This is a genomic window from Arthrobacter sp. NPDC057013, from assembly GCF_042674585.1.
GTDB lineage: Bacteria > Actinomycetota > Actinomycetes > Actinomycetales > Micrococcaceae > Arthrobacter.
In genome coordinates, this window is the sequence record NZ_JBHUSE010000004.1 from 258,716 (window position 1) to 281,525 (window position 22,810).

Genomic DNA, 22,810 nt, shown 5'->3' on the forward strand with positions numbered 1-22,810 from the left:
CGTTGAAGAGTTCAGGCGGCGGTGTATCCGCCGTCGACGGGGAGGACGGCTCCGGTGATGTAGGAGGATTCCGGTGATGCCATGAAAAGGATGGCGTCGGCGATCTCTTCGGGGGTGGCGAGGCGTTGGAGCGGGATCTGGCCCTCCCGCTCGCGGCGGTAGGCCTCGGGATCGGGCCTCCGCTGGAACGATGCTTTGATGACCGGGGTGACGGTCAAGCCGGGTGCGACGACGTTGACGCGAATGTGGCGCGGGGCCCATTCGATCGCAGCGCCCTTGGCAAGCATGATGAGGCCGCCTTTAGCCGCGGAGTACAGGACTTCGTCGGGTTTGCCGACCATGCCGAGCCGTGAACTGACGAGGACGAACGAGCCGCCTGCGGCGGGCATCAGCGGCGCGAAGTGCTTCATCATCAGGAACGCACTGAGCAGGTTGCTGTGGATTACGTTCTTTGCATCCTCATGGGCCATCTCCGTGAGCGGGCCACTGACTTGCAGTCCGTGGTTGAGGACGACGACATCGACGGTGCCGAAGGATTCAGCGGCCTGCTGGGCCAGGCACTGGACGAACGCCTCGTCGTTAAGGTCTCCAGGGACGTACAGGTCCTCGGGCTGGGCGCTATCGGGTTGCTCCCTGCGGCCGGTGAGGAGCAGCCGCGCACCTTCGCGGCGGAAGTGGGAACTCACTGCCTCCCCGATTCCGCTGCTGGCGCCGGTCACCACTGCCGTGGTCTTATCAAGTCTCATGTCAGACACTCCATCGTGTGAGGTGGGTTTGTTTTGGTTGGGGGCTTGGGGACGGGATTCCCGTCCGGGACGGTCAGTTGAGGAATCCGCGGGCGTCGATACGCCACCGCTGCAGTGAGGTGCCTGTGCTGTCGGTGACGATGTAATCCTCGAAATTGACCACCACCGGGCAAACGTGGTTCGGGACGATAGGAAGCACGGTGCCGATGCGGGGGCGGAACCCTCCGGCTGGCAGCGGGAGGAATCCGTGGTATTCGTTGAGCCTTGACAGGACTGCGGCGGTGCCGGGAATGGCCCCGTAGCCGATCTCGGGGCTGCCTTCGCGGCTGATGGCCTTGGTTCCGATATCGAGGATGACCTGATCGGGAACCCAGTCGCTGACTACCGTGCCGGCGACGAACAATGCGATCTGATCCTCGGTGCAGGCGCCCAGCCGGGCGTTGTTCAAGTCATTGAACACGTACTCGCCCGGTCGGATCTCGGTGATCACGCTGCTGCCGGTGGAGAACTCCACCGTTGGCGTGGAGCCGGCGCTGACAACCTCCGCCGTGATGCGTTCTGCGCTCAGGCTCCGCACAGCGGTGGTGAGCGCGGCCTCCTGGTCATCCGCCGCGCGCTTGCGGGCATCCGGGCCGGAGCTGCCGTGGCCCGGGTAGGTGAAGACACCCACCGGCACCAGGCCGCGGTGCCGGGCGGCAAGCGCGAGGTCGCCCGCAGCCTCCGCCGGCGCACCGGACCGGCGGGCACCACAGTCGACCTCGATCATGACCTCCAGCCGCCCGGCATCGGCCCCCATTGCGTCGGCGAGGGCGCCGATGGCCGCCGCGTTGTCGACGCCGACCCGCAACCGGGTGGTCTCGGCCAGCCGGCGGATCCGCGCCACTTTCGTGCCAGAAGGCCAGATCGGGTAGGCGATGAAGATATCGTGGAATCCCGCCGCGGCGAAGACTTCGGCCTCACCCACGTTGCCCGCCGTGATTCCGACCGCCCCGCCCTTGACCTGGCGCCGGCCGATCTCCACGCATTTGTGCGTCTTGACGTGGGGCCTGACGTCCAGGTTGTGCCGGGCGGCGAAGGCCTGCATCCGGTCGATGTTGTCCTGCAGCACGTCGGCCAGCACGACCGGCGCGGGGGTATCAACCCGCTCGACGAGAGCTTCGAGTGCTCGTTGAATGCGGTTCACGCTGTACTCCTCATGATTCTGTGGATGAATGATCGAGGGCCGCGATACTGACATCCTCGAATGCTGAATGTTCGGGACTCCTGCGGCGGGCCCGGACAACGCCGCCGTCGTATCTGTCCCTATGCCGGCGTGCAGACCATCTGGATCTCGACAGGGGTGTTGAGTGGCAGCCCGGCGACACCTATCGCCGTGCGGGCGTGGCGTCCGTTCTCGCCAAGGACCTCGATGAGCAGTTCACTGGCCCTCTCTGCAACCTTCGACTGGAGACCGAAGTCCGGCGGGCTGGCTACGAAGACCAGCATCTGCACGACCCGGACCCGGTCCAGGTCGCCCACGGCCTGGACAGCGGCGGCAAGGCAATTCAGCGCGGCATGACGGGCAAGCTCTTTCGCTGTTTCGAGGTCCACGTCCCGGCCGACAACGCCCTGACCCAGCAGGACGCCAGCCTTGAAGGGCAGTTGGCCCGCAATATGAATGCTGTCGCCGACTCTATTGTGGTCCACATAGTACGCGTTGGCCGCGAGGACCGGCAGCTCCAGCCCGAGGGTTGCCAGCCTTTCCAGAGCAGTGCCGCCCTGGACCGTCTGAGGTAGTGGAAGGCTCATGATCCAATCGCCTTGCTGTGAATGACCATCTCAGTCCTTCGCTCAGGAGGCGTCGGGACGGGGCAGGCCGAAGAGGGCCGGGAGGTCCGCGATGTCGGTGATCCGCTCGTAGCCGAGCCAGTGCTCGTCGTGCTCGAAGCCGCGGTCGACGTAGACCTTCTTTTCGATGCCCATGATGGCTGCCGGGCGGTGGTCGTACATCGGGCTGGCCGAGACGTGCACGAGCTCGTCCGGGGTCACGCCGAGCTTCTCGAACATGTACTCGAACGCGGCGAGCCGCGGCTTGTAGCAGCCCATCTGCTCGGCGGTGATGATGACCTCGAACGGGGCCTTAAGGTTCGCCGCAAGCTGCTCGGCAACCGCGGTGTCGCTGTTGGTGATGATGACCAGCGGAACGGCCTCCGCCAGGCGGTTCAGCGCCGCCGTGACTCCGGGGTAGGGGCCGAACGTGGGGATCCGGTCGTAGACCTCCTGCGCCTCGTCGGCGCGGAACTCGATGCCGACCTTGCGGGACGCGCGCTCCATGGAGTCGGCGACGACTTGGTCGAAGGGCTTGTAGGCGCCCATGCACTCGTCGATCCGGTACGCCTTGCAGACCCGCAGGTACTCGTCGGCGATCTCGGCTCGCAAGCGCTCGCCCAGGACGTCACGCATCGTGTCGTTGATCGCAAATTTGATGAGCGTTCCGTTCATGTCGAATGTAACGAACTTCGGCTTGTTTTCAAATGCCATGATTCCTCCTGTATCTCGAAAGCTTGCGCTTTCGTCGATTGTCGACGACATACGATACTCGTCGTCGATTGTCGACGATACGCTCACGTCTGTCGATTGTCAACGATTGCGTGCGGAGTTACGGCCGCGTATGCCTGTCTAATCGCGGGGGCCCAGGTGCTTGAGCGCGTGGGCGGTGCCGTCGCCGGTGCCGGTGTCCTTTGGCGCTCGTCACGCTGCTCTGGACGAGGTGGACACATCCCGCGCCACAGCGCGTCCTGGACACACGGCTTGGCGATACGGCGCACGGGCGACAACTTTGGCCGGGCACACAGGGAGCGCGTGTGTACCCGGCCGTGTACGGATCCGCCCGGTGGCGGATCCGGAGGTGGCTTACGCCGCCAGCGGCATCGCCTCATGGCGGGCCTCGACGACGAGTGAGTGCCCGTCGACCGAGACGGCCACATGGCCGCCGGACTGAAGGTCCGACGCCACGAACAGATCCGCGATCCGGTCGTCCAGCTCGCGCTGGATCACGCGGCGCATCGGCCGGGCTCCGTATTCGGGCTCGTAGCCGCGATCGGCGATCCAGTCGACAGCCATTTCGCTGACCTCAAGAGTGATGCCCTGGCGCTGCAGGCGGGCTTCCGTCTGGTTCAGCATCAGCCGAACGATCCGGCGCAACTGCGCCTGGTCCAGCTTGCGGAACAGGACGATCTCGTCGATCCGGTTGAGGAACTCCGGCCGCATCGTCTCGCGCAGCCGGCCCAACACCCGGTCCCGCAGCGCCTTCTCTGAGCCGAAGCCGTTGCCCTCGTCCGCCTTGGATACAAAGCCCATCGCGCCGCCCTTGCTGGCCAGGAACTCCGAGCCGAGGTTGGAGGTCATGATGATCACGGTGTTGCGGAAGTCCACCATGCGGCCCTGTCCGTCGGTAAGCCGCCCGTCGTCGAGCACCTGGAGCAGCAGGTTGAACACATCCGGGTGGGCCTTCTCCACTTCGTCGAGCAACACTACGGAGCATGGGTTACGACGGACGCGTTCGGTCAACTGCCCGGCTTCACCGTAGCCGACATAGCCCGGAGGAGCTCCGACCAGCCGGCTTACGGTATGCCGTTCGCCGAACTCGCTCATGTCGAAGCGCACCATTGCATTCTCATCCCCGAACAACGACCCGGCCAGGGCCTTGGCGAGTTCGGTCTTGCCCACACCCGTCGGGCCGAGGAACAGGAAGCTGCCGACAGGCCTGTCCGCGTCCCCCATGCCGGTGCGGCTGCGCCGGACCGCCTTCGCGATCAGCGTCACGGCGTCGTCCTGCCCGACGATCCGCTGATGCAGTTCCTCCTCGAGCCTGCCCAGGCGTTCCCGGTCGTCTTCCGTGAGCCGGCTGGCCGGGATTCCAGTGGACCGGGAGATGATCCCTGCGATCTCCGCTTCACCGACGACCGCCTCGGCAACGTCGGACGCTTCAGGTGCATTGGAAATCGTAGCGGAAAGCTTTCCATTCACTGCTTCGATCTCATCCCGCAGCCGCGAGGCCTCTTCATAGCGTTCCGCGGCGACGGCATCGTCCTTGGACTTTTCCAAGGTTGCGAGCTGCTCGCGGAGGACAGCCACGTCGGTCTGTGAGCCGAGTTTGAGGCTCAGCCGTGCACCCGCCTGGTCGATGAGGTCGATGGCTTTGTCGGGCAGGAAACGGTCCCTCACATAGCGTGCGGAGAGTTCGACGGCGGCGCGGATCGCCTCGTCGGTGTAGCGGACGCCGTGGTGTTCCTCGTACCGTCCGCGGAGGCCGTCGAGGATCTGTACGGCGTCCTCGATGCTCGGCTCGCCGACCTGTACGGGCTGGAAGCGGCGTTCGAGTGCCGCGTCCTTCTCCACCGTGCGGTATTCGCTCAGGGTGGTGGCGCCGACGAGATGAAGTTCACCACGGGCCAGCCGCGGCTTCAGGATGTTCCCTGCGTCCATGCCGCCTTCCCCCGCGCCGCCGGCTCCGACGACCGTGTGAAGTTCGTCAATGAACAGGATGATTTCCCCGGCGTGTGAACCGACCTCGTCCATCGCCTTGGTCAGGCGCTCCTCGAAGTCCCCGCGGTACCGCGTTCCGGCCAACATAGCCGGCAAATCCAGGGCAATGACGCGCTTGCCGCGGAGCTGTTCGGGCACGGCGCCTGCGATGATCGCCTGGGCCAGCCCTTCGATGATTGCGGTCTTGCCCACGCCGGCTTCCCCGACCAGCACAGGGTTGTTCTTGGTGCGCCTGGCTAGGATCTCGATGGCCTGCTCGATCTCGGCGCCCCGGCCGATCACCGGGTCCAGGCTGCCTTCGCGAGCATGTGCCGTGAGGTCGCGGCCGTAGGTGTCCAGGGTTGGGGTGTCAGACCCGGCGGGAGCTGCCTCCGACAGTCCGGGCTCCGCGCCGGTCGGCGTCGTCCCGCGCCGAGCGGATTGCTCGCGCGGACCGGACTGCAGGGACTCCGGCGTCACCCCGGCCGCGGCGAGCACCTGCCCGGCCGGGGCCTCCTGGTTGACGACGAGTGCGAAGAACACGTGTTCGGGATCGATGTAGGTTGAGCCGAAAGCCCGGGCAACCTGGTAGGCGTCGAGTAGGGCTCGCTGGGCTGACGGCGTCAGGGCCGGCGTCGTTTCCGCCCTGGCGGTTGCCTGCTCTGGTAGACGCTCCTCGGCCGCCGTGGCGATGGCAGCAGGTGCCGCGCCTGCGTGGCGGATGTAGTCAGCGGCCGGTTCCCTCTCGACCATGACACGCAGGATGTGCAGCGCGTCCACATGGATGTGACCATGCTGCGCCGCGAACTGTGCGGCACGCGCGAGCACATCATGGGTCCGCCGGCTCAGCAGCCGGGTGATGTCCATCGGGTGCCCGGGGCCGGCCGCGCGCTGGCCCTTCAGGTAACGGGCAAGGAATTCGTCGAACGAGCCGTGGCCGGACTCGGCCGGTCCAAAAAATGCAGCCATGAAGCCTCCGTCAGAGAGTTGAGTGTACTTGACTCAACGTTGGGAAAACGGATTTATTCCCGGGTGCAGCAGTGCGCGGGGTGCGGGCCCGGGGAAATCGGGGGCCCCGGTGCCTGGACGCTGCTCACGCTCTGGGCGCAACCGCGAGCGATATCAGTTCTGTCATCGTCCCGGGGAACGGCAGCCCTCCTGACGGGCACGCTCGGCGGGTTGTTCGGATTAGAGCATGCCAACACGGCCAACTCCACCTATCCTGCGCCAGGAGCTAGCTCCGCCCCGCACCATGTGGCGTGGACTGGAACAACTGACGGAACACAGGCCGGGCTGGGCCGCTGCAATGCCAGCACCCATCCGCACGCACTGTGGCGTGTGGGAGCCATCACGGTGCTGACCTTCCTCATCGAACCTCACAGTGGTGCACAATTATGGCCACAACGGCCGCGGTCAAGGGGCGGTAGTTGACGGAATCCACGTTAAGTTGACGGAATCCACGTTAAGAAGGACCCGCCGTCGTGCCTGTATCAGCAATTACCTGCCGCCTGATCGGTCCCGCTGACAACACCCTCTCAGCCCGCAACGGGACCCGGGCTGCGAATGATGTAACGGTGCAAGGCGGGACAGCGGGGGAGGGAACAGGCAAAAGCCGTCCTAGGCTGTCAAGCCGGCCCAGGATACGTGCCCTGGCATTCAATAGGCCGTCAGCGGGCTCCCAGTTGCGCTCGGCGGCGGTGCCCGGCGTCGGAAACTGCTACGCCTACGAGTGGAAGAACGGCCCCCAAAGCGGCAACGAAGGCAGGAAGGAGAACGCTCACATTTGCCAGCACCACCAAGGCTCCGATGCCGGCCAGGTCAGATGGCTGGCGTTGGCCCAGTACCTGTCGAATAAAAAAGCCCCGGCCGGCAAGGAAGAGAGCCGGCCCACCAAAAAGAAGCAGAACGGTAGCCAAATCGGGGCGGGCGCCCGGGTCGCTGATCACGAGCTGATCGCCAACCGCCACCAGGATAAGTCCTGCCAGTAACACGACCAAGGTGTTGCCCGCCAAAATGCCGGGCCGGAACTGATCATCGACAGAAGCAAGCTTTTCCAGAATGTCCTGTTCGAGGCCATGGAAGTAGCACCACCAGATCGCGACGCTTCCGGCCAAACTGACGGTCCCGGTCAGAAATATCAAGGGGTCCTCCAGATTGCCTGCAATCGCCAGGCCAGTTGAAAGGATCGTCTCGCCGAGCGCGATCAGGTAGAACAACCCGAACCGCTCAAAGATCCTCTCTCCCGGGAGCGGGACCCGTCTCCCTTCGGTTTTCCGGCCGGGCAACCGGTGCGCCAGCATATGGCCGCCCAGATCGATCGCGGCAGCGACGCCCCAGAACATCAAACGCGGACCCGGACCGAAAAAGACGCCGACAATCCAAAACGGCGCGCTCATACACCCCCAGATCAGCGTGCGCACGAAATGGTCGTGGGTGGTCCGGACAAGTCCGACAGTAAGCATCCACGCACCCCGGCCCAGCTGTGCGAGGAGATAGCTCGCAGCAAAGAGCCAGCCGAAGGCGCCAAAAGCTGAGCCGATAGAGGCGTTCATGAACAGTGTGACAAGCATGACGATCAGCAGCATCCACTGCACCTCAGGGTGCGAAGTGTTCAGCAATGTGGCAGCCCAGGTCGTGTACACCCACACCTTGTAGACCGCAAGAAGAAGCACAAATGTCTCACCGGCCCCCACCCACGAGGGATACTCCAGCAAATGATGGGATAGCTGCGACAGCGCGAAGACAAAGACCAGATCGAAGAATAGCTCAAGGCTTGTAACCCGGTCTCGGGAGGTCGGGGAACGCATCAGCGACCTGGCACGGAACATCAGTAACCTCCACTGGGCTAGGGGCAGACGGATGCCCCCTCCTATGGTCGAAAGACTGACGACGGTCAGCAGAGAAGTCAAGGGGAACTTGGCAGAGAGGTGGAACGGTGCGTGCACGGTCCGGTGGCGTCATGGAGCCGGTACACGCTGCCGCGGCCTCTTGACAGGTTCAACGGCCGCGGATTGACTTCGGCCTTGACGTGGCGGTCCGCCAGCAGCCGGTCCTCCTTCGCGCGGAACGTGCGGTTATCGCAGACCCGCGTCTGCATCAGTAGCGCACCCTTGAGCGGCCGATCCGCTGACTCAAGGACTTGGCCGCTGGAATACCGGGCCCAAGCCCTCGCACCTTCGGCTTAATTAGCCAGTCCAACTTCCGGGGGACCAGTTCAGCGTGACGTGGCCCCTCTTCCTGACCCGACAGACGAATGTCTCCCGGCCCCCCGTACCGTTGACGGCCGATGCTAGCGCACCAGGTTCAGCGCCGCGTTGACGATGGATGCTTGGTCGATGCCGTGGATCCGATATGCGTCGTGCAGATCAGAGGACTGCCCGAAATCCTTTACTCCCAGGGAGACTGTGCGGTCGCCTCGGGCTCCGGCCAGGAAGGACAAAGTGTGAGGGTGTCCGTCCTGGACCGTGACGAGGGGCGCGGGTGCGTGTCGTGGAAAGAGGCCGTCGATGATGTCGAATCCAATCGCCTTGGTTCCTTGGTTTACTGAGTTTCGGCGCTGGAGGGATTCAAAGACCAGGTCAGGGCTGGTGAGGCAGACGACGCCGGCCATGATGCCAAGTGCCTTCAGCCGTGTGGCCGAGGCGATGACCTCGGGCATGATCGCTCCGACGCCGACCAGAGTGACCCTGTCCTCCACCGGGTCGTGGTCGCTCAGCCGGTAACCGCCGGCCACCGCCTGCCTGCGACGCCGCTCCAGCAGCAGCGCGTCCGTCGGCATGGCGGACTGAGCCTGATCCAGCGGACGGGTGGTGAGCCGGAAGTAGGCTGAGCGTCCTCCGGGAATGCCGATCCGGCTCATGGCTTCGAGCATGCACCATTCCAGATCCTGGGCGAAGGCTGGCTCCCAGGCTGTGCACTCTGGTTGTTCCAATCCGATGGACGGAGTGGTGAGGGACTGGTGCGCGCCGCCCTCCGGGGCCAGGGTCACCCCTGACGGCGTCCCGATCAGGATGGACTGGCCTCCGGCGTACATGCCAAAGGACCACGGTTCGAGGGCGCGGGCCACGAACGGGTCGTAGATGGTGGCGAGAGGAATCAGCGGCTGGCCCCAGCGGCTCCAGGTCGTTCCGAGTTCGGAGACGAGGCCCACGAGGTTGGTTTCGGCGATGCCGAGTTCGATGTGTTGGCCGTGGGAGTTTTCAATCCAGCGGAGGACCCGTTCCGGGTCGTCCGCGAACCAGTCCTGGCGTTCACCGACGGACCAGACTCCGGTTTTGTTGATCCAGCCGCCGAGGTTGGTGGAGGAGGCAACGTCGGGGCTGCAGGTGACGACACGGTGGGCCACCTCAGGCGCTGCCCTTTTCAGGTCGGACAGGAACCGTCCCAGTGCGGCTTGGGTGGAAATTCTGTCGCCGTAGCCCCATGGCAGGGAAGCGGGGATCTGGAGGGACGGTGCCAGTGCGGGTTGCCTGCGCTTGAGGCGGAGGGATGCCTGGGCGCAGGCCCGTTCTTCGACGGTGCCCTGCAGGAATTTGCGCCATGGATCGTCAAGAGCCATCCCGGAGATCCCCGCCAGTGTTTCCATCTGATCTTTGGACAGCAGCGCTGAGTGGTTGTTCGGATGTCCTTCGGTGGCAAGGCCGCGGCCCTTAATCGTGTAGGCAAAGATGACGGTGGGACGGGTGGGGTCGACCTGGTTGTAAGTGTCGAGCAGCAGTCCGATGTCGTGTCCGCCGAGATCACGTACCGCCACAGCCTGTTCCCTGGCGGTGAGCGAACTGAGCAGGGTTTCCATGGCCGGGGTTGAACCGCTGGCGCGCAGACGGTCGAAGATCTCCGAGTCGGGGGAGCGGAGCAGCCGCTGGTATTCCTCGTTGGGCATGGTCTCCAGCCGGCGGCGTAGATCCACACCGCCGGAACGGGTGAAGAGTTCCTGCACACGGGTTCCCCACTTCCGGGTTAGGACCTGCCAGCCGGCGGCTTCAAACATGCCCCGCAGGCGCATGATCTGGGAATCGGGTACCACCCGGTCCAATGACTGCCGGTTCAGATCGACGATCCAAAGCAATTCGCCGAGTTGCGCCACCGCGGGGTCGGCGACAGCTTCCCAGATGGCGCCTTCGTCCAGTTCGGCGTCACCCAGAAGTCCGATAAAGCGCCCGGACTTGCGGGATTCAGCGTACCTGTCGCTGACGAAGCGGTGTGACATGGCCGCCCAGATGGTGGCCGTGGCCCCGATACCCACACTCCCGGTGGAGAAGTCCACCGTGTCAGGATCCTTTGACCGGCTGGGGTAGCTCTGCAGGCCGCCCTTCTGCCGAAGTGTGCTGAGTTTGCTTTCGTCCAGGTCGCCCAGGAGGTAATTGATGGCGTGCAGGACAGGGGAGGCGTGGGGCTTGACTGATACGCGGTCCGCCGCGGTCAGCTCGGAGAACCAGAGGGAGGTCATGATTTCCACCATGGAGGCGCTGGAGGCCTGATGGCCGCCGACCTTGATGCCGCTGGTGTTGGCCCGTCCGCGGTTGGCGGCATCCACGATGGCGGCGGCGGTCCAGCGCACCCGCTGGGCGATAGTCTCCAGGACTGCTGTTCCGAACGCTGCGTCCTCAGGGCACGCGGTGCCCGGGCGCGCTGCTGTGGTCTGAAAGTCTTCCACCCTCATGATGGTCTCCTGTAACAAGTACGCGTTCGGCGCCGAACGTATGATTTCATGTCGATTCTCTCTACCTGTTGATGCGCGAGCTCTCCGGCTGTTCGTCAGGGCACCAGGATGGCCCGCCCGCGCACTTTGCCCGCGTCGAGGTCGTTGATCGCCTCTTGGAAGTCGTCGAGGGCGTATTTCTGGGTATGAAGGGTGACGGCGCCCCGTGCCGCCAAGGCCATCAGGTCCTGAAGGTCGTTGTAGGAGCCGACGAGGTTGCCGATGATGTTGATCTCCGCGGAAACGATGTCGATGGTGGGCACGCTGATGTTCTCGCCGTAGCCCACCACGAAGTAATCGCCGGCCTCCCGCAGCATCGCAACGCCCTCGGACGTCGCGCCGCCTTCGCCCACGAAGTCGATCAGCACCTCGGCACCGTTGCCGCCGGTGAGGGCCCGCACCTGTTCCACCTGCGTGCCGTCCGCAAGGACCCCTTCATCGGCCCCGATCGACTTCGCCAGCTCAAGGGCAGCCGCGTTGCGGTCCACCACGATGATCCGGCTCGGCGTGAGGGCCTTCAGCACCTGAATCCCGATGTGGCCCAGCCCGCCGGCGCCGATCACCACGCAGTTGTCCCGTGGAGTCAGCCTCTTGGCCGCCTTCGCCGCGGCGTGGTAGGCGGTCAGCCCGGCGTCGGCCAAGGCCGCCACGTCCGAGGGTTCCAGGGAGTCGTCGATCTTCACCACGGACCGGGCGGAGGTGAGGAGGTACTCGGCGTACCCGCCGTGGGTGTCGATGCCCGGGAACCCGCTGTTTTCGCAGTGAACGTCGTCGCCGGAGCGGCAGGCGCGGCACAGACCGCACGTGATGAGGGGGTGCAGGATGACTTTATCGCCTTCCTTCACATTGGTGACGGCGCTACCGACTGCGTGCACCCACCCGGCGTTCTCGTGGCCGATGGTGTACGGCAGGTGGACCTGCGACTTTTCGGCCCACTGGCCCTCGAGAATGTGCAGGTCCGTCCGGCACACGCCCGCTCCGCCGATCTTGACCACGACGTCCCAGGCCCCGGCCACTTCCGGAATGGGCGCCTCGGTCATCTTCAGGCCTTCGTGGTAGCCGACGACCTGGACGGCTCGCATGGTGTTCATGGGTGGATCTCCTTGACTGTGAATGGAAGCAGGTGGTGATGGTCGGCAGGCTCGGCTCCTTCGGGCCGGTCTGTCTGGTCCGCGCCGGAGCCGGCGTAGCGTGTCCGGAGCAGGCCGCGGCAGAAGTGCGCATTGCCGTCAATGGAAATGCGGGTGGAACGGGCCCGACGCAGGGCCATCGGGACGTTGTCGGGCGGGTAGGGTACGCCGTTATGGTCAACGAGGACGACGGCGGAAGGTTGCGTCGGCAGCCCAAGCGCCGTCCGCCGTCGTAGTAGAGCGTCTTTGGTCCGGCCGGCGGTCAGGTCACCAAGCCGTACCGTTCCGACGCTCTCTTCTGCCAGTGTGGGATCGGCCCGCAGCAGTTCGGTGAGGCAGCGCTCCATCGCTGCGGTGTGCGCTTTGCGGCGGAATGTCCACCGGAGCTCCTCCAGGCTGTCCTCGGCTTCGTACCCGAAGGTGCCGCGGTATCCTGCGTCGGCCGCGAGGCCGGCGTTGATGAGGTCGGAGTCGTGGTGGTCATCGAGCTCAACCACCACCGCCGCCACCCCGTGCAGCGCCGTGATCACGTCCTTGCTGTCGGACGCCATCAGGTAGGCGAAGTTCGGCGAGCAGAATGACGTGGGCAGGCGCAGGTGCACGGTCACCACGGCACCGGCCGGGGAGCCGGTGATCTCGAGGGAACGGACGAAGCCCAGATCGGTGATGGGCTCGTCCAGCTCGGGATCCAGCACGGCCCCCAGCGCCTGGCGGATGTCCTCTGCTGTCACCGCCACATCCCTGTGCCGGAGGGTGCGCTCCGTCAGTGCCGCCGTCATACCGCCGCCGCCAGGTCGGCGCGTTCCGGCTGCCGCGGTCCCGTCTTAGTCTCGCCCGCGTTGGGGAGTTGGAGCTCTGCGGGCACAGGGATGTCGTACATCTTCGCGGCGTTCAGTCCCAGGATCTTTTTCTTCTGGGCGGTGGTGAGCGGGGCGTATTCGGTCATGTCCTCCGGGATCTGGAAGTCAACGAACCGCTCAATCAGCCAGCGGGGTGACCAGATGGCGTAGTCGCTGGAGAACTGGATCCGGTCCTCGCCTATCCAGTAGATGAGCTCGCCCATAATCTGGGCGAAGTACCGCGGCCGGGTGTGCATGAAGGGCATCGCGACCGCGAGGCCGCCGTGGACGTTGGGTTCCTGGGTGGCGATCCAGCAAAAGTCTTCGAGCCGGGGCAGGCCGACGTGCTCGACCACGAAGTTCAGGTCGGTGAAGTCGGAGGCGGCGTGGTCGACGTCGGCGACGTCGAAAGCGTCCCGGTCCAGTGGGCGGACAGTAGGCCCCTTGTGGATGTGGATGTTCTTGATGCCGAGCTTGCGGCACTCCTCGAAATACCTGTACGACCAGGGATCCGAGAGCTTGTATCCGCGGGACTCGCCGTGCCACTCGGCGGTGTAGAGCTTTACCCCTTTGAAGCCCATCTTTTCGTGGTCGGCGCGGAGCCGGTCAAGGCCGGCCTCGCCTTGGCGGGGGTCATAGCAGTGGTTGTACGTGAGCTTGTCCGGATTCGCCGCGGCCAGGCCGTATGCCTCCTCTACCTGGGCGAACCCGTTCTTGTAGAACGCCCCGAGATAGGCCGGCTGAAAGATCGCGTGGTCCACGTGGCCGTCGATGAACAGATCCTTCATGAGGCGTTCGCCGCCCTGGTAAAGGAATTCCTCGTAGGACCAGTGTTCCTCGTCCGGACCGAGGTTGCGGTGATAGTCGTAGAAGCAATCGATGAACTGCTTGGCCTGGATATTCCGCTGGTTCTCCGGGCGGGCGTCCCACAATGCGATGTGGGCATCGACGATGAAGTAGTTCTCGCCGTCCTTGCTGTACATGTGCGGTCTCCTTCTGGCGACTGCCGTAGTCGCCACACCATCGAGACTAGACTGGTGGGAGAGCTGTCAATATGTGGCGTGTGTCTCATTTTGAGACGGTCCTCTTCCGATCGGGATCGCGAGACAAAGTAACTTCGAAGTATGGAGACGAGGACGAGGAGGACGGCGATGATGCCGAACAAGGACGAGGGGATTCTCGGCCTGGCGCAAGATTACGCCGGCAAGCTCGCCACTCCTGCCAAACGCCTCCTCGCTTCCTGGCAGCGGAGCGAGGCGTACGGCGTTTCCGCCGAAGTAGTGGATCCGACATGGGCTGGCTCCGCAGGGACTGACTCCCTGTTTTTCCAGTGCGGTCAGGAAGTGCTCACCGGCCTCTACAGCACTCTGGCGAACGAACCCTTGAGCCTGATGCTCACCGATGCCAACGGCTTGCTCCTCAACCGCTTCAGCGGAGACACCTCCCTCTTGCGGGCGCTCGACAAGGTCCATCTGGCGCCGGGGTTCGCATTCTCCGAAAGGGAAGCCGGGACCAACGGCATGGGATTAGCACTGGCGGACCGCATCCCGACCCTTGTCCGCGCTGAAGAACACTACAGTGCCAGCCTCCGGACTTACACCTGCGCGGCAGTTCCTGTCTTCGATCCGGTCAGCGGATTGCTGGAAGGGAGCGTCAACATCACCACCTGGTCCCGGTCATCCCCGCAATTGCTCCTGGCGTTGGCGGAATCAGCTGCGGGCAACACCTCGGCCCTGATGCTCGCAAGGTCACAGGGCCGCAAAGAAAAGGCCGGACCAAAGGGCGGCGTCTTTCGCATCCAGCGAGGCAAACTCGAGCCAGCAGCCGGAACAGTGCGGAAAATGTCGTCAGTTTGGACAAACGCCCTCGATCAGGCGACTCAGGCCTTGGCAGCAGGACGGGTTGTTGCCGCCGTAGGCGAGCAGGGTACGGGGCGCGCAACTCTGCTGGCGCAGGCCTTGCGGCGAATTCACCCCGGGAGCCGTATCATCTCGGCGGCCGCCCCCGCGCCCGGCGACGTCGACGCCTGGCTGTCCTTGTGGGCCCCCGAACTGGGCAAACCAGCAACCGCTGTCATAGTCGAAAACGTAGACCTGTTGCCCGCGTGGGCAGCACAAGAACTCCACGCCCAAGCCGACAGCGCAATTCGGGCGCTTCCCGTCTCCCAGAGCGGGAGCACGCCAACGCTAGCGTGGGCCGTTACAGCTGCGACGCACGACGGCATCCCGCAGCCCTTGGCAGGCATGGTCGATACCGTGATTTCCGTTCCCGCCCTGCGGGAACGCGGCGAGGATGTCCTGCACTTGGCCAGATACGGTGCCCGCCAAACCCGCCTGCGGGAAATCAACTTCACTCCCGCCGCAGAAAAAGCATTGATTGCCCATAGCTGGCCGGAGAACATTGACGAACTTTTCAACGTCATCCACGCCGCCGCTGTCCAGACGGAGACCATCGACGTCAGCCATCTGCCTGCCCACCTTCTGGGCGGGGGGAGCAGCCCGCACCTGACTCGGATCGAGGCGATGGAACGTGATGAGATCGTCCGCTGTCTCTCCAAGCACGGGGCTACAGTAAGCGGGGCGGCAGCCGAATTGGGCATCAGCAGGGCGACCATCTACCGCCGCATGGCCAGACTGGGGATCACAATCCCCAAGTAGGCAGACCCGGCACGGAACCCTTGGGACCTGGTCGTGGGCCTTGGAAGATTGACAGAGATTGCTCGCGCTGATGGAAAGGGCCCTGGCGCAGCAACGCTGCCCCGGGCCAAATGCCGTCGCACATCTGCCGAGTACGAAACAAGGATAGGCTGGGCTGCCTCCGGCAATGCGGGATTATTCGCCCTCGGCGACCGACTGGCGACGATGACGTTCCCGCTGGCCGTACGCCGCCCGAAGAATGTCGTCCTTTGACTCGAATCCCGAGCCCAACGCTCCACCGATGAGCGCCGCTGATGTCGTCATCCAGGCGACTTCCACAAAATCCCAAACAGCCACCGGATGTTGCAGGGTCAGCGCCAATAGGCCGTCGTCGATAGCGAACGCCGCGGCCAACAGCACAGCCACGAACAGCAGGACGTAGCTGATCACGACGCCGATCATCAACGACCACACTGTAGAAGTGTTATACAAGGAAGCCTTATATCGTTCGACGAGATCGTCGCGCCGGGGCCTTTCCCATAGATCGTGTTGGGTGATGATCCAGAACACCATCGAACTGATAGCAAGGACCGTCAGCAACGTCAGCCTCGGCGCACCCAGCAGGTCTGCGAGTTGCCAGATTGTGTTCGTGACCAGCGCGAAGGCGCCTGTGGCGATGGCAGCGGCCATTGCGCTCCTCAACCCGAAGACCAGCCGCCACGGACGGTTCGCCCGCAGCATACCCGCCAGCAACCGTCCGCGGCCTAGGCGGGTTGCTGAGACGTAGCGGAACCCAATTGGCCCGTCGTCAAGAACGGCGGTCTCGATATGCCGCGATTGGTGCAGTGAGGGCGGACCGAATTCGCTGATGTCATCGTCGGGATCGAAGTGGCGGTGTATCGCCCATGCGAGGTCGGCGACGGCAGTGCGGACCCGGCGGTCGATGTTGACAGCGCCGAGCGCGGGCAAGGAAACCAGGGAAATTGACTCCCCGAGCGCGACTTCCGCGACCACAGTGCGGCCTTCGAGACGAATCGGAAGATCGGTCAGGCAGACCATGACATCCCATGCTCGGCGGACCCGGTGCGTTGCCAAGGAGTCCAGCATCGGCGCCAAGCCGTTGCCAGCCGTAAAATCCTGGTACTCGATCATCACGGACCAGTCGTGGCGCTCATCGGCAAGGTTGAGCAGATGGCCCACTTCGCGGCCGTTTCGCTCGGCAAACTCGGCGGTGACCTCCGGTTCGGCGAGCACTCCCAGCGTACGTGCACTCGCTGGGTTCACGTCGCCCGAAATTTTCGGCATGCCAACCCTCCTATGGTTCAGTGTCCGTGGCCAGAAATCGGATTTGACCGCCGCGTGGACACAGGTTACCGATGCCTGATTCCGTGGGGTCTGATCCGGGCCGCCGCGGCTCGTGACCCTGCCGGCTTCCCGTGCTCGTTCGGCCAGGATCTACCGGCGACAGCCTCATCCGGGAGTTGCTCTGACCGCCATGGATGCCGTATGGCCCCGCCCGCCCAGAAATCACCCATGGCGGGCGGACGTCGGGGAACCTATGTCGACCTTGATTAGCATCCCTCCCCGTTGCCCGGGCTTGTCGGCTTCTTAGGGGATTGGGACTGTCTTCTTGGACTTTCAATGTCCATTGCCCTGACGCGCACTGGCTGGTCCATCCCGAAGGAGGCGCAGGTGCTCGTGGATCATTGCGACTGCCGTTGAGCCTTCACCGGCGGCAGCCGTTACGCGTTTCACCGACCCATGCCGAACATCACCGGCCGCGAACATCCCCGGGATGCTGGTTTCCAAGGGCAGCCGGCTGCGGCCCAGATGGCTGAACTCAGGAGGAAGGTCCTGGAGGTCAGCCCCGGTGAGAACAAAGCCGTGGCCATCCAGTGCGAGCTTACCCTGCAGCCATTCTGTGTGCGGCTTGGCCCCGATGAAAATGAAGAGATACCTGGAGTCGAAGATGCGCTGTTCGCCTGTGGCCGCCAGATGGACGACGATCCGCTCAAGGGCGCCAGAACCGTCCACGCCCACGATGTTGGCTCCCAGCAGCACCTCTATGCCAGGGTGTTCTTCGATCCGTTCCGCGAGGTACCCCGACATGTCCGCTCGGAGGTCTGCCCCGCGCACCACCAGCCGCACTGGTGCTCCCATTCCGGCCAGGAAAAGGGCGGCCTGTGCTGCGGAGTTTCCACCTCCGACGACGGCCACCGGCTGCAATCCGCAGAGCCTGGCTTCATGGACAGTGGCGGCGTAGAAGACACTGATCCCCTCGAATTTCTCCAGCCCGGGGACTGGCAGCCGGCGGTAGTGAACCCCGGTTGCGAGCAGCGCTGCCCGTGAGGAGGCAGGGCCGCTCTCGTGGAACCCGGCGCGGATCTCGCCGTCCTTCAATTCGATGGTGCGTGCCCGGCAGGCGACGTTGATCTGGACTCTGAACTTGCGGGCCTGAACGATTGCTCTTTCAGTGAGCTCACCGCCTGAGATTCCCGCGGGAAAGCCGAGAAAGTTCTCGATCCGCGGCGACGTGCCGGCCTGCCCACCTATCGCGAAGCCTTCCTTAAGGACGACTGACAATCCGTCCGAAGCCGCGTAGACGGCGGCCGCCAGGCCGGCGGGACCGGCTCCGATCACCATGAGATCGTACGAAGCCGAATGCTCCTTCACCGCCCGTAGACCCATGGCAAGGGCCAAGTCTGCGTTTGACGGGTTCTTGAGGACCTGCGAGGCGTTTAGCACCACCGCCGGCAGCTCATCTGCGAGTATCCCGGCCCTGTCCAGGATGCCCTGCGCCTGCTCATCATCCTCCAGATCAACCAGGCGGTGAGGCAGACGGTTGGCGGCTGCAAATTCCAGGAGGCGAAGGGTGTCACGGCTGAAGCGGGATCCCACGATGCGGGTGCCCGCGCCCGCGCTGATCAGCAGGATCCGGCGCTGAAGAAATGCTCGCAGGATGGTCTCGCCCACCGCGGCGTCCGTCAGCACGGCACGGCGCAGGTCATCCCCGCTGATCTGAAGCACTTCACCCGCCTCGGCGGACACAGTGCTGACAAAGGCCGGTTGCCCCTCCACCAGGCCCAGTTCCCCGAGGAAGCGTCCCGGACCGTGAACTTCGAGGATCCGCGTGCCAGGGCCAAGCTCAGCAGGCTGTCTACCACCGGCGGCGTGTAGCCCCTCGACGACCAGTACCGTACCCTGCAGTACGACGAAGAAATCAGCCGCAACCGTCCCCTCCTGGATGAGGACTTCTCCGGCCGCGGTAGCCCGGCGGGTGCCGGCGCGGCCCAACAATTCGGTCTGGGCCTGGCTGAGCCGCGGGTAGGCGCCGGCGACATCCGGCGTTTCCATCGGCGTCGATCCTGCGACGGGTTGCATCAGTTGGTTGCGCCCGCCGGTAGCCTAGACGAATGCCTCATGGGGATAGCACCAGCGCCAGTCCTCGCCGGGCTCCAGAGAACGAACGATTGGATGCAACTCGGTGGCATGGGCTCGGGCGTGCCGCATGGGTGAGGAGTCACAACACCCGACATGGCCGCAGGTGAGACATAAACGCAAATGAACCCATGCCGTGCCCAACGACAGGCATTCCTCGCAGCCTTGGGGTGTGCGCACCCGAACGGGACGAGTCCGCGCCAGATGCGGATCACGAATTCCAGGAATCATGTTGGCTCCTACGTCAGTCCGGCCGGTTGCAGGCTCTTAGCCCATCGAGAGCCTTGTATTCGGGTTTTCGCCCAGCCTGCGCAGTCCGACTCCGGAGGCGATCAGAAGTATTCCGAAGAGAACTGCGAAGGACGAGAGCAGACCCAGGAGACTCAGTATGCCCGGGCCGGGAAAGAAGACCAGGAAGAGGCCGAAAAGAGTGGTGACGATGCCTGTGATCAGCCAGAGCCACCACAGCCCGACGGTCTTTCTGGTTTCAAAGGCGAGAGCCATCTGGGAGATACCGAGAATAACTGCCCACACACCGATTACGAGCGCCAGCGAAAGGGCGGTGGTGCCCGGCCAGATGAACGCGACGAGACCCGCCAGCACGGAGATGATGCCGCCTACTAGTTGCCAGACGGCGGACCGGCGCCTCATGCGCCTGACGTAGTGCACGATGTTGGTGACGCCGTCAAAGACAGCGTAGATTCCGAAGAGGATCACCAGTGCGAGTAGGGAAACACCGGGCCAGACGACTACTAAGATACCGAACAGAATGGCAGCAATGCCCCGGACAATCAGCGCAGTTCCTGATCCTTTAAACAATTGCTGTGCCAGTACGTCAGACATAGCCAAACCTCTGTTTCTGGAAATGGTTCATTCGTAAACTTGCCGGCCCAGCGCCTTCGAACAGGGTCTATTCCTTGGCGGTGCTCCCCAGTGTGACTTTCGATGTTTTCGTGTCTTGCCCGCGCTGGAACTCGACATCGGACTGCTGCCCCGGCTCTTTCTTGCGGATAGCGGCCAGGAGGTCGGTCACACTCGCGATCTTCTGCCCATCGAACTGCGTGATGATGTCTCCTGGTTGCAATCCCGCTTTGGCTGCCGGTCCTCCGCGGGCAACTTCGATGACCAGCGCGCCCGACGTGGTGGGGAGGCCAAAGCGGCTTGCGACCTCAGGAGAGATGTCGGTCGGAATAATTCCCAGGACCGCGTGCGTGGCCACCCCGCTCTTCAGAATCTGGTCCGCTACGTCGGTCACCGTCGCCGCGGGAGTCACGAACCCGATGGACACGGCCCCCGAACTGGGCGGGAGATACGCTTCTGAGAGCCCGATGATCTCAGAGCTGCTGTTGACCACGGCTCCACCGGAATTGCCGGGGGAGATGGGCGCGTCCGTCTGGATGAGGTCGATAAGCCCCTGCGGCGATCCCTCTGACGGTGGCATATTACGGTGAAGTGCGGAAACGATGCCGGCCGTGACGGTCTGCTCCAGCCCCAGCGGACTGCCAAGAACAACTGCCAGCTGCCCAACTTCGGGAAGCGTCGTCGAGAACTTGGCTGCCGGAAGGTTGCCCCGGTCAGCCTTCACCACTGCCACATCGGTTGGGTCGTCAACACCGACGACGGTGGCCGGTGCCTGGGATCCGTCTGCGAAGTGGATCCTGACGCTCTTGAACGGCTTCTTTTGCTGGTCCTCCACCACGTGGGCGTCCGTGACGATGGTGCCATCGCTGCGGTAGACCACTCCGCTGCCGATGCCCCCTGATGTCTGAATCGTGACCACAGAGGGCTCAACTTCTCTGACGATCCCAGGAACGGCTGAAAGGTCCCCTGTGGAACTGGAACCCCCAGCGCTGACGGACTGTGATGGCGGAGCCGGAGGCGACGCTGTGCACGCCGACCCGAATATGAGTAGCCCCGCGCCGAGAATGGCGGTCCCCGCCCTCATGCGTCCTGGCGACGGGAGCGGGGCCTTGCCCTCGGCGGCCGTTCGTCTGCTCATGCTCATTGGATTCCCGTTGCCTTCTCTGGACGTCTATGGCGACATATACCAGTCTGAGTCTCCTCCGCCGCCGTGGCGCCCGCATGGCCCCGAGACGCCTAAAAACGGCCCGAATTTGAGTCCCCCAGATCAAATCCGAGGCAACTGGTGCGCGCTTTTATTTCGCGCTTGATCTGAGCCGTGCAATGGCTCATCGCGTTCGTGCGGACGTAGGCGCCAGGCTCGCGTGGCAACGTGCAGGTTGAGGCGGGTCTCGGGGTCAGCAAGGTCTAAACCGGTGACCTGCCGGATTGACTTCAGCCGGTATCGCAGCGTGCTCCGGTGAATGGCAAGGCTGTCGGCCGTGTCGTCGTAGTTGCCGCCATGATCCAGATACTGCGCTAAGGTGTGCACCAGATCGGATCCCCTGCGGGCGTCGTTACTCAGCAGTGCACCTAGCCACTCCGCGACGTAGCCGGAGAGGTCAGTTTCGCTGCCGGGCATGTCAAGGATGCGGTAGATCCCCAGCTGGTCGTAGCGCGTGAGTCCGTAGGGGTCGATGGAATGTACCCGGATGTGCAGCGCACGCAGGGCCTGCGCGTAAGAGCGTGGGAGCTGGGTGACATCGTGGCTTGGACCTCCGATGCCCACGGCTCCGGTGGCGCTGCGCAGAGTCCTTGCCGCAACGGTAAAGAGCTTTGTATCGAGCGGATCTCCCGTAGCCACGGCAAGTGTTATGTCCGAGCGCCGTGAAACGAGGGCAGGCGTCTGCAGTTCCCGCAGCGTTCTGCGCAGGGCGACCACGACCGTATCGTCGGTTCTTGGCGGTTGCCACTGAGCAACGATGACGTGCTGCGGGCCCGTGATGTCATATCCCATCGCCTCGGCACGCATGGCTGCGGTGTCTTCATCCATTCCCGACACCAGTTCATCCACCAGGTCGCGCCCCAGTTTCAGTTCCAGCTGGGCAATGATGCGGCGGTGCGACAACTCGATCTGCAAGAGCCGCGTTCCATACTCCAAAGCGAAGACGTCATCGGCCGTGTAGGGCCTGCCGTTCTCGAGCAAGCACATTGCTCCGAGCACGTCCCGGTCCGGCAGAACCAGCGCCACGAGCCCTCGGGGTTCTTGGACCGGCAATCCGAAGGCGTGCCAGAGCTGCACCGTCCGGGACCTGTCGGCCGCACTGGGCCGGAGATACGGACGCCCGGATTTGGTACCGGCCGCGGCGCGGATGTTGCCGAACGCGTCCTCGATGCAGACCGGGTGCCCCGTCAGCACTGACAGCACTTCCGCCAGAAGGGACTCCCGGGAGCTCATTTGTCCGAGGGGGGCTGTAAGAGTGCCATTGAGGGCGTTCTGGATCGACGTCCGGGTTTCGAGCTGCAGTACCGTTGCCGTGAGGATACGCAGGCGATTGTCCACGTCGGCGGCATTGGAGAGCGGGGCCGCGTGCTCCTGCTGGTGTGCTCTTGCCGCTTCCTCGACTTCGCCGGGGGGAGTTGCCGCCGTTGCGTGTAGCTCGATCATCTGCGCCGGACTCGGAGCTGTGCGGGCCTGCAGGACAAGGCACCCGTTCAGTTCTCCACTGCCGTCATAGGTCGAGAGTGCGTATCGCCACCCCGGCCCCGTGGAGGGAAGTTCGGCATCCCTGGCGTCGGACCGGCGGACATCGGGGTCCTGGGCCGTCGGCGCCCGGTTCGGGCGCGGAAGCAGATGACCGTCCACCACTAGAAAGCAAGCTGCCACATGGCAAAATTCCAGTGAAGAAACAGATTGTGCGGCCTTGAGGAGAGTCTCCTCGGCCCTTAATCGATCGAACATTCCACGTTACCT

General features: G+C 64.1%; 17 protein-coding genes. 1 reads left to right on the forward strand and 16 read right to left on the reverse strand.

Going from position 1 to position 22,810, the window contains the following annotated elements; all coding sequences use genetic code 11:
• Window positions 1-11: 11 nt before the first annotated feature.
• The 10 genes from ACFTSA_RS08435 to ACFTSA_RS08480 all read right to left on the reverse strand — a co-directional run bounded on the left by ACFTSA_RS08435 (window position 12) and on the right by ACFTSA_RS08480 (window position 13,905).
• The gene (locus ACFTSA_RS08435; protein ID WP_377950822.1) at window positions 12-746 is read right to left on the reverse strand and encodes an SDR family NAD(P)-dependent oxidoreductase; all 735 of its coding nucleotides are present in this window, start codon (window positions 744-746) and stop codon (window positions 12-14) included.
• A gap of 73 nt (window positions 747-819) precedes the next feature.
• Window positions 820-1,929, reverse strand: a complete 1,110-nt coding sequence (locus ACFTSA_RS08440; protein ID WP_377950823.1) for an alanine racemase — start codon at window positions 1,927-1,929, stop codon at window positions 820-822.
• Between the two features lie 119 nt (window positions 1,930-2,048).
• Window positions 2,049-2,534, reverse strand: coding sequence for a RidA family protein (locus tag ACFTSA_RS08445; RefSeq protein WP_377950824.1), 486 nt, complete (start codon window positions 2,532-2,534; stop codon window positions 2,049-2,051).
• Between the two features lie 42 nt (window positions 2,535-2,576).
• Window positions 2,577-3,266, reverse strand: coding sequence for a haloacid dehalogenase type II (locus tag ACFTSA_RS08450; RefSeq protein WP_377950825.1), 690 nt, complete (start codon window positions 3,264-3,266; stop codon window positions 2,577-2,579).
• Between the two features lie 372 nt (window positions 3,267-3,638).
• Window positions 3,639-6,221 (reverse strand): ATP-dependent Clp protease ATP-binding subunit, encoded by a 2,583-nt coding sequence (locus ACFTSA_RS08455; RefSeq protein WP_377950826.1) that lies wholly within the window; start codon window positions 6,219-6,221, stop codon window positions 3,639-3,641.
• 698 nt (window positions 6,222-6,919) lie between these two features.
• Window positions 6,920-8,080 carry a low temperature requirement protein A gene (locus ACFTSA_RS08460; protein WP_377950827.1) on the reverse strand — a complete coding sequence of 387 codons (1,161 nt, stop codon included), beginning with the start codon at window positions 8,078-8,080 and terminating at the stop codon, window positions 6,920-6,922.
• A 461-nt stretch (window positions 8,081-8,541) separates the two neighbouring features.
• A complete protein-coding gene (locus tag ACFTSA_RS08465) occupies window positions 8,542-10,914 on the reverse strand; it encodes a 1-deoxy-D-xylulose-5-phosphate synthase N-terminal domain-containing protein (protein WP_377950828.1) in 2,373 nt (790 codons plus the stop codon).
• 95 nt (window positions 10,915-11,009) lie between these two features.
• Window positions 11,010-12,044 (reverse strand): NAD(P)-dependent alcohol dehydrogenase, encoded by a 1,035-nt coding sequence (locus ACFTSA_RS08470; protein WP_377950829.1) that lies wholly within the window; start codon window positions 12,042-12,044, stop codon window positions 11,010-11,012.
• Window positions 12,041-12,862: an iron-sulfur cluster assembly protein gene (locus ACFTSA_RS08475; RefSeq protein ID WP_377950830.1), complete on the reverse strand. Its 822-nt coding sequence runs from the start codon at window positions 12,860-12,862 to the stop codon at window positions 12,041-12,043. Before ACFTSA_RS08475 ends, ACFTSA_RS08470 begins: the two co-directional genes overlap by 4 nt.
• Complete coding sequence (locus tag ACFTSA_RS08480) at window positions 12,859-13,905, reverse strand: amidohydrolase family protein (RefSeq protein WP_377950831.1); 1,047 nt, start codon at window positions 13,903-13,905, stop codon at window positions 12,859-12,861. The genes ACFTSA_RS08475 and ACFTSA_RS08480 overlap by 4 nt, the downstream gene beginning before the upstream one ends.
• 360 nt (window positions 13,906-14,265) lie before the next feature.
• On the opposite strand from ACFTSA_RS08480, the gene ACFTSA_RS08485 reads away from it, so the two are divergent.
• The gene (locus tag ACFTSA_RS08485; protein WP_377950832.1) at window positions 14,266-15,579 is read left to right on the forward strand and encodes a helix-turn-helix domain-containing protein; all 1,314 of its coding nucleotides are present in this window, start codon (window positions 14,266-14,268) and stop codon (window positions 15,577-15,579) included.
• A 174-nt stretch (window positions 15,580-15,753) separates the two neighbouring features.
• On the opposite strand, the gene ACFTSA_RS08490 is transcribed toward ACFTSA_RS08485, so the two are convergent.
• The 6 genes from ACFTSA_RS08490 to ACFTSA_RS08515 all read right to left on the reverse strand — a co-directional run bounded on the left by ACFTSA_RS08490 (window position 15,754) and on the right by ACFTSA_RS08515 (window position 22,798).
• Window positions 15,754-16,863 (reverse strand): hypothetical protein, encoded by a 1,110-nt coding sequence (locus ACFTSA_RS08490; protein ID WP_377950833.1) that lies wholly within the window; start codon window positions 16,861-16,863, stop codon window positions 15,754-15,756.
• Between the two features lie 333 nt (window positions 16,864-17,196).
• Complete coding sequence (locus ACFTSA_RS08495; RefSeq protein WP_377950834.1) at window positions 17,197-18,912, reverse strand: FAD-dependent oxidoreductase; 1,716 nt, start codon at window positions 18,910-18,912, stop codon at window positions 17,197-17,199.
• A gap of 51 nt (window positions 18,913-18,963) precedes the next feature.
• Window positions 18,964-19,227 (reverse strand): UBP-type zinc finger domain-containing protein, encoded by a 264-nt coding sequence (locus ACFTSA_RS08500; protein ID WP_377950835.1) that lies wholly within the window; start codon window positions 19,225-19,227, stop codon window positions 18,964-18,966.
• Window positions 19,228-19,263: 36 nt separating this feature from the next.
• Window positions 19,264-19,839, reverse strand: a complete 576-nt coding sequence (locus ACFTSA_RS08505) for an HdeD family acid-resistance protein (protein ID WP_377950836.1) — start codon at window positions 19,837-19,839, stop codon at window positions 19,264-19,266.
• A gap of 67 nt (window positions 19,840-19,906) precedes the next feature.
• Window positions 19,907-20,776 (reverse strand): S1C family serine protease, encoded by an 870-nt coding sequence (locus ACFTSA_RS08510; RefSeq protein WP_377950837.1) that lies wholly within the window; start codon window positions 20,774-20,776, stop codon window positions 19,907-19,909.
• Between the two features lie 348 nt (window positions 20,777-21,124).
• Complete coding sequence (locus ACFTSA_RS08515; RefSeq protein ID WP_377950838.1) at window positions 21,125-22,798, reverse strand: PucR family transcriptional regulator; 1,674 nt, start codon at window positions 22,796-22,798, stop codon at window positions 21,125-21,127.
• Between the last annotated feature and the right edge of the window lie 12 nt (window positions 22,799-22,810).

Excerpts from the sequence above, each read along its gene's own strand:
- ACFTSA_RS08435 (WP_377950822.1), bottom strand. The coding sequence starts at position 746 with ATGAGACTTGATAAGACCACGGCAGTGGTGACCGGCGCCAGCAGCGGA.
- ACFTSA_RS08445 (WP_377950824.1), bottom strand. The coding sequence starts at position 2,534 with ATGAGCCTTCCACTACCTCAGACGGTCCAGGGCGGCACTGCTCTGGAA.
- ACFTSA_RS08450 (WP_377950825.1), bottom strand. The coding sequence starts at position 3,266 with ATGGCATTTGAAAACAAGCCGAAGTTCGTTACATTCGACATGAACGGA.
- ACFTSA_RS08455 (WP_377950826.1), bottom strand. The coding sequence starts at position 6,221 with ATGGCTGCATTTTTTGGACCGGCCGAGTCCGGCCACGGCTCGTTCGAC.
- ACFTSA_RS08460 (WP_377950827.1), bottom strand. The coding sequence starts at position 8,080 with ATGTTCCGTGCCAGGTCGCTGATGCGTTCCCCGACCTCCCGAGACCGG.
- ACFTSA_RS08465 (WP_377950828.1), bottom strand. The coding sequence starts at position 10,914 with ATGAGGGTGGAAGACTTTCAGACCACAGCAGCGCGCCCGGGCACCGCG.
- ACFTSA_RS08470 (WP_377950829.1), bottom strand. The coding sequence starts at position 12,044 with ATGAACACCATGCGAGCCGTCCAGGTCGTCGGCTACCACGAAGGCCTG.
- ACFTSA_RS08475 (WP_377950830.1), bottom strand. The coding sequence starts at position 12,862 with ATGACGGCGGCACTGACGGAGCGCACCCTCCGGCACAGGGATGTGGCG.
- ACFTSA_RS08480 (WP_377950831.1), bottom strand. The coding sequence starts at position 13,905 with ATGTACAGCAAGGACGGCGAGAACTACTTCATCGTCGATGCCCACATC.
- ACFTSA_RS08490 (WP_377950833.1), bottom strand. The coding sequence starts at position 16,863 with ATGCCGAAAATTTCGGGCGACGTGAACCCAGCGAGTGCACGTACGCTG.
- ACFTSA_RS08495 (WP_377950834.1), bottom strand. The coding sequence starts at position 18,912 with ATGGAAACGCCGGATGTCGCCGGCGCCTACCCGCGGCTCAGCCAGGCC.
- ACFTSA_RS08500 (WP_377950835.1), bottom strand. The coding sequence starts at position 19,227 with ATGATTCCTGGAATTCGTGATCCGCATCTGGCGCGGACTCGTCCCGTT.
- ACFTSA_RS08505 (WP_377950836.1), bottom strand. The coding sequence starts at position 19,839 with ATGTCTGACGTACTGGCACAGCAATTGTTTAAAGGATCAGGAACTGCG.
- ACFTSA_RS08515 (WP_377950838.1), bottom strand. The coding sequence starts at position 22,798 with ATGTTCGATCGATTAAGGGCCGAGGAGACTCTCCTCAAGGCCGCACAA.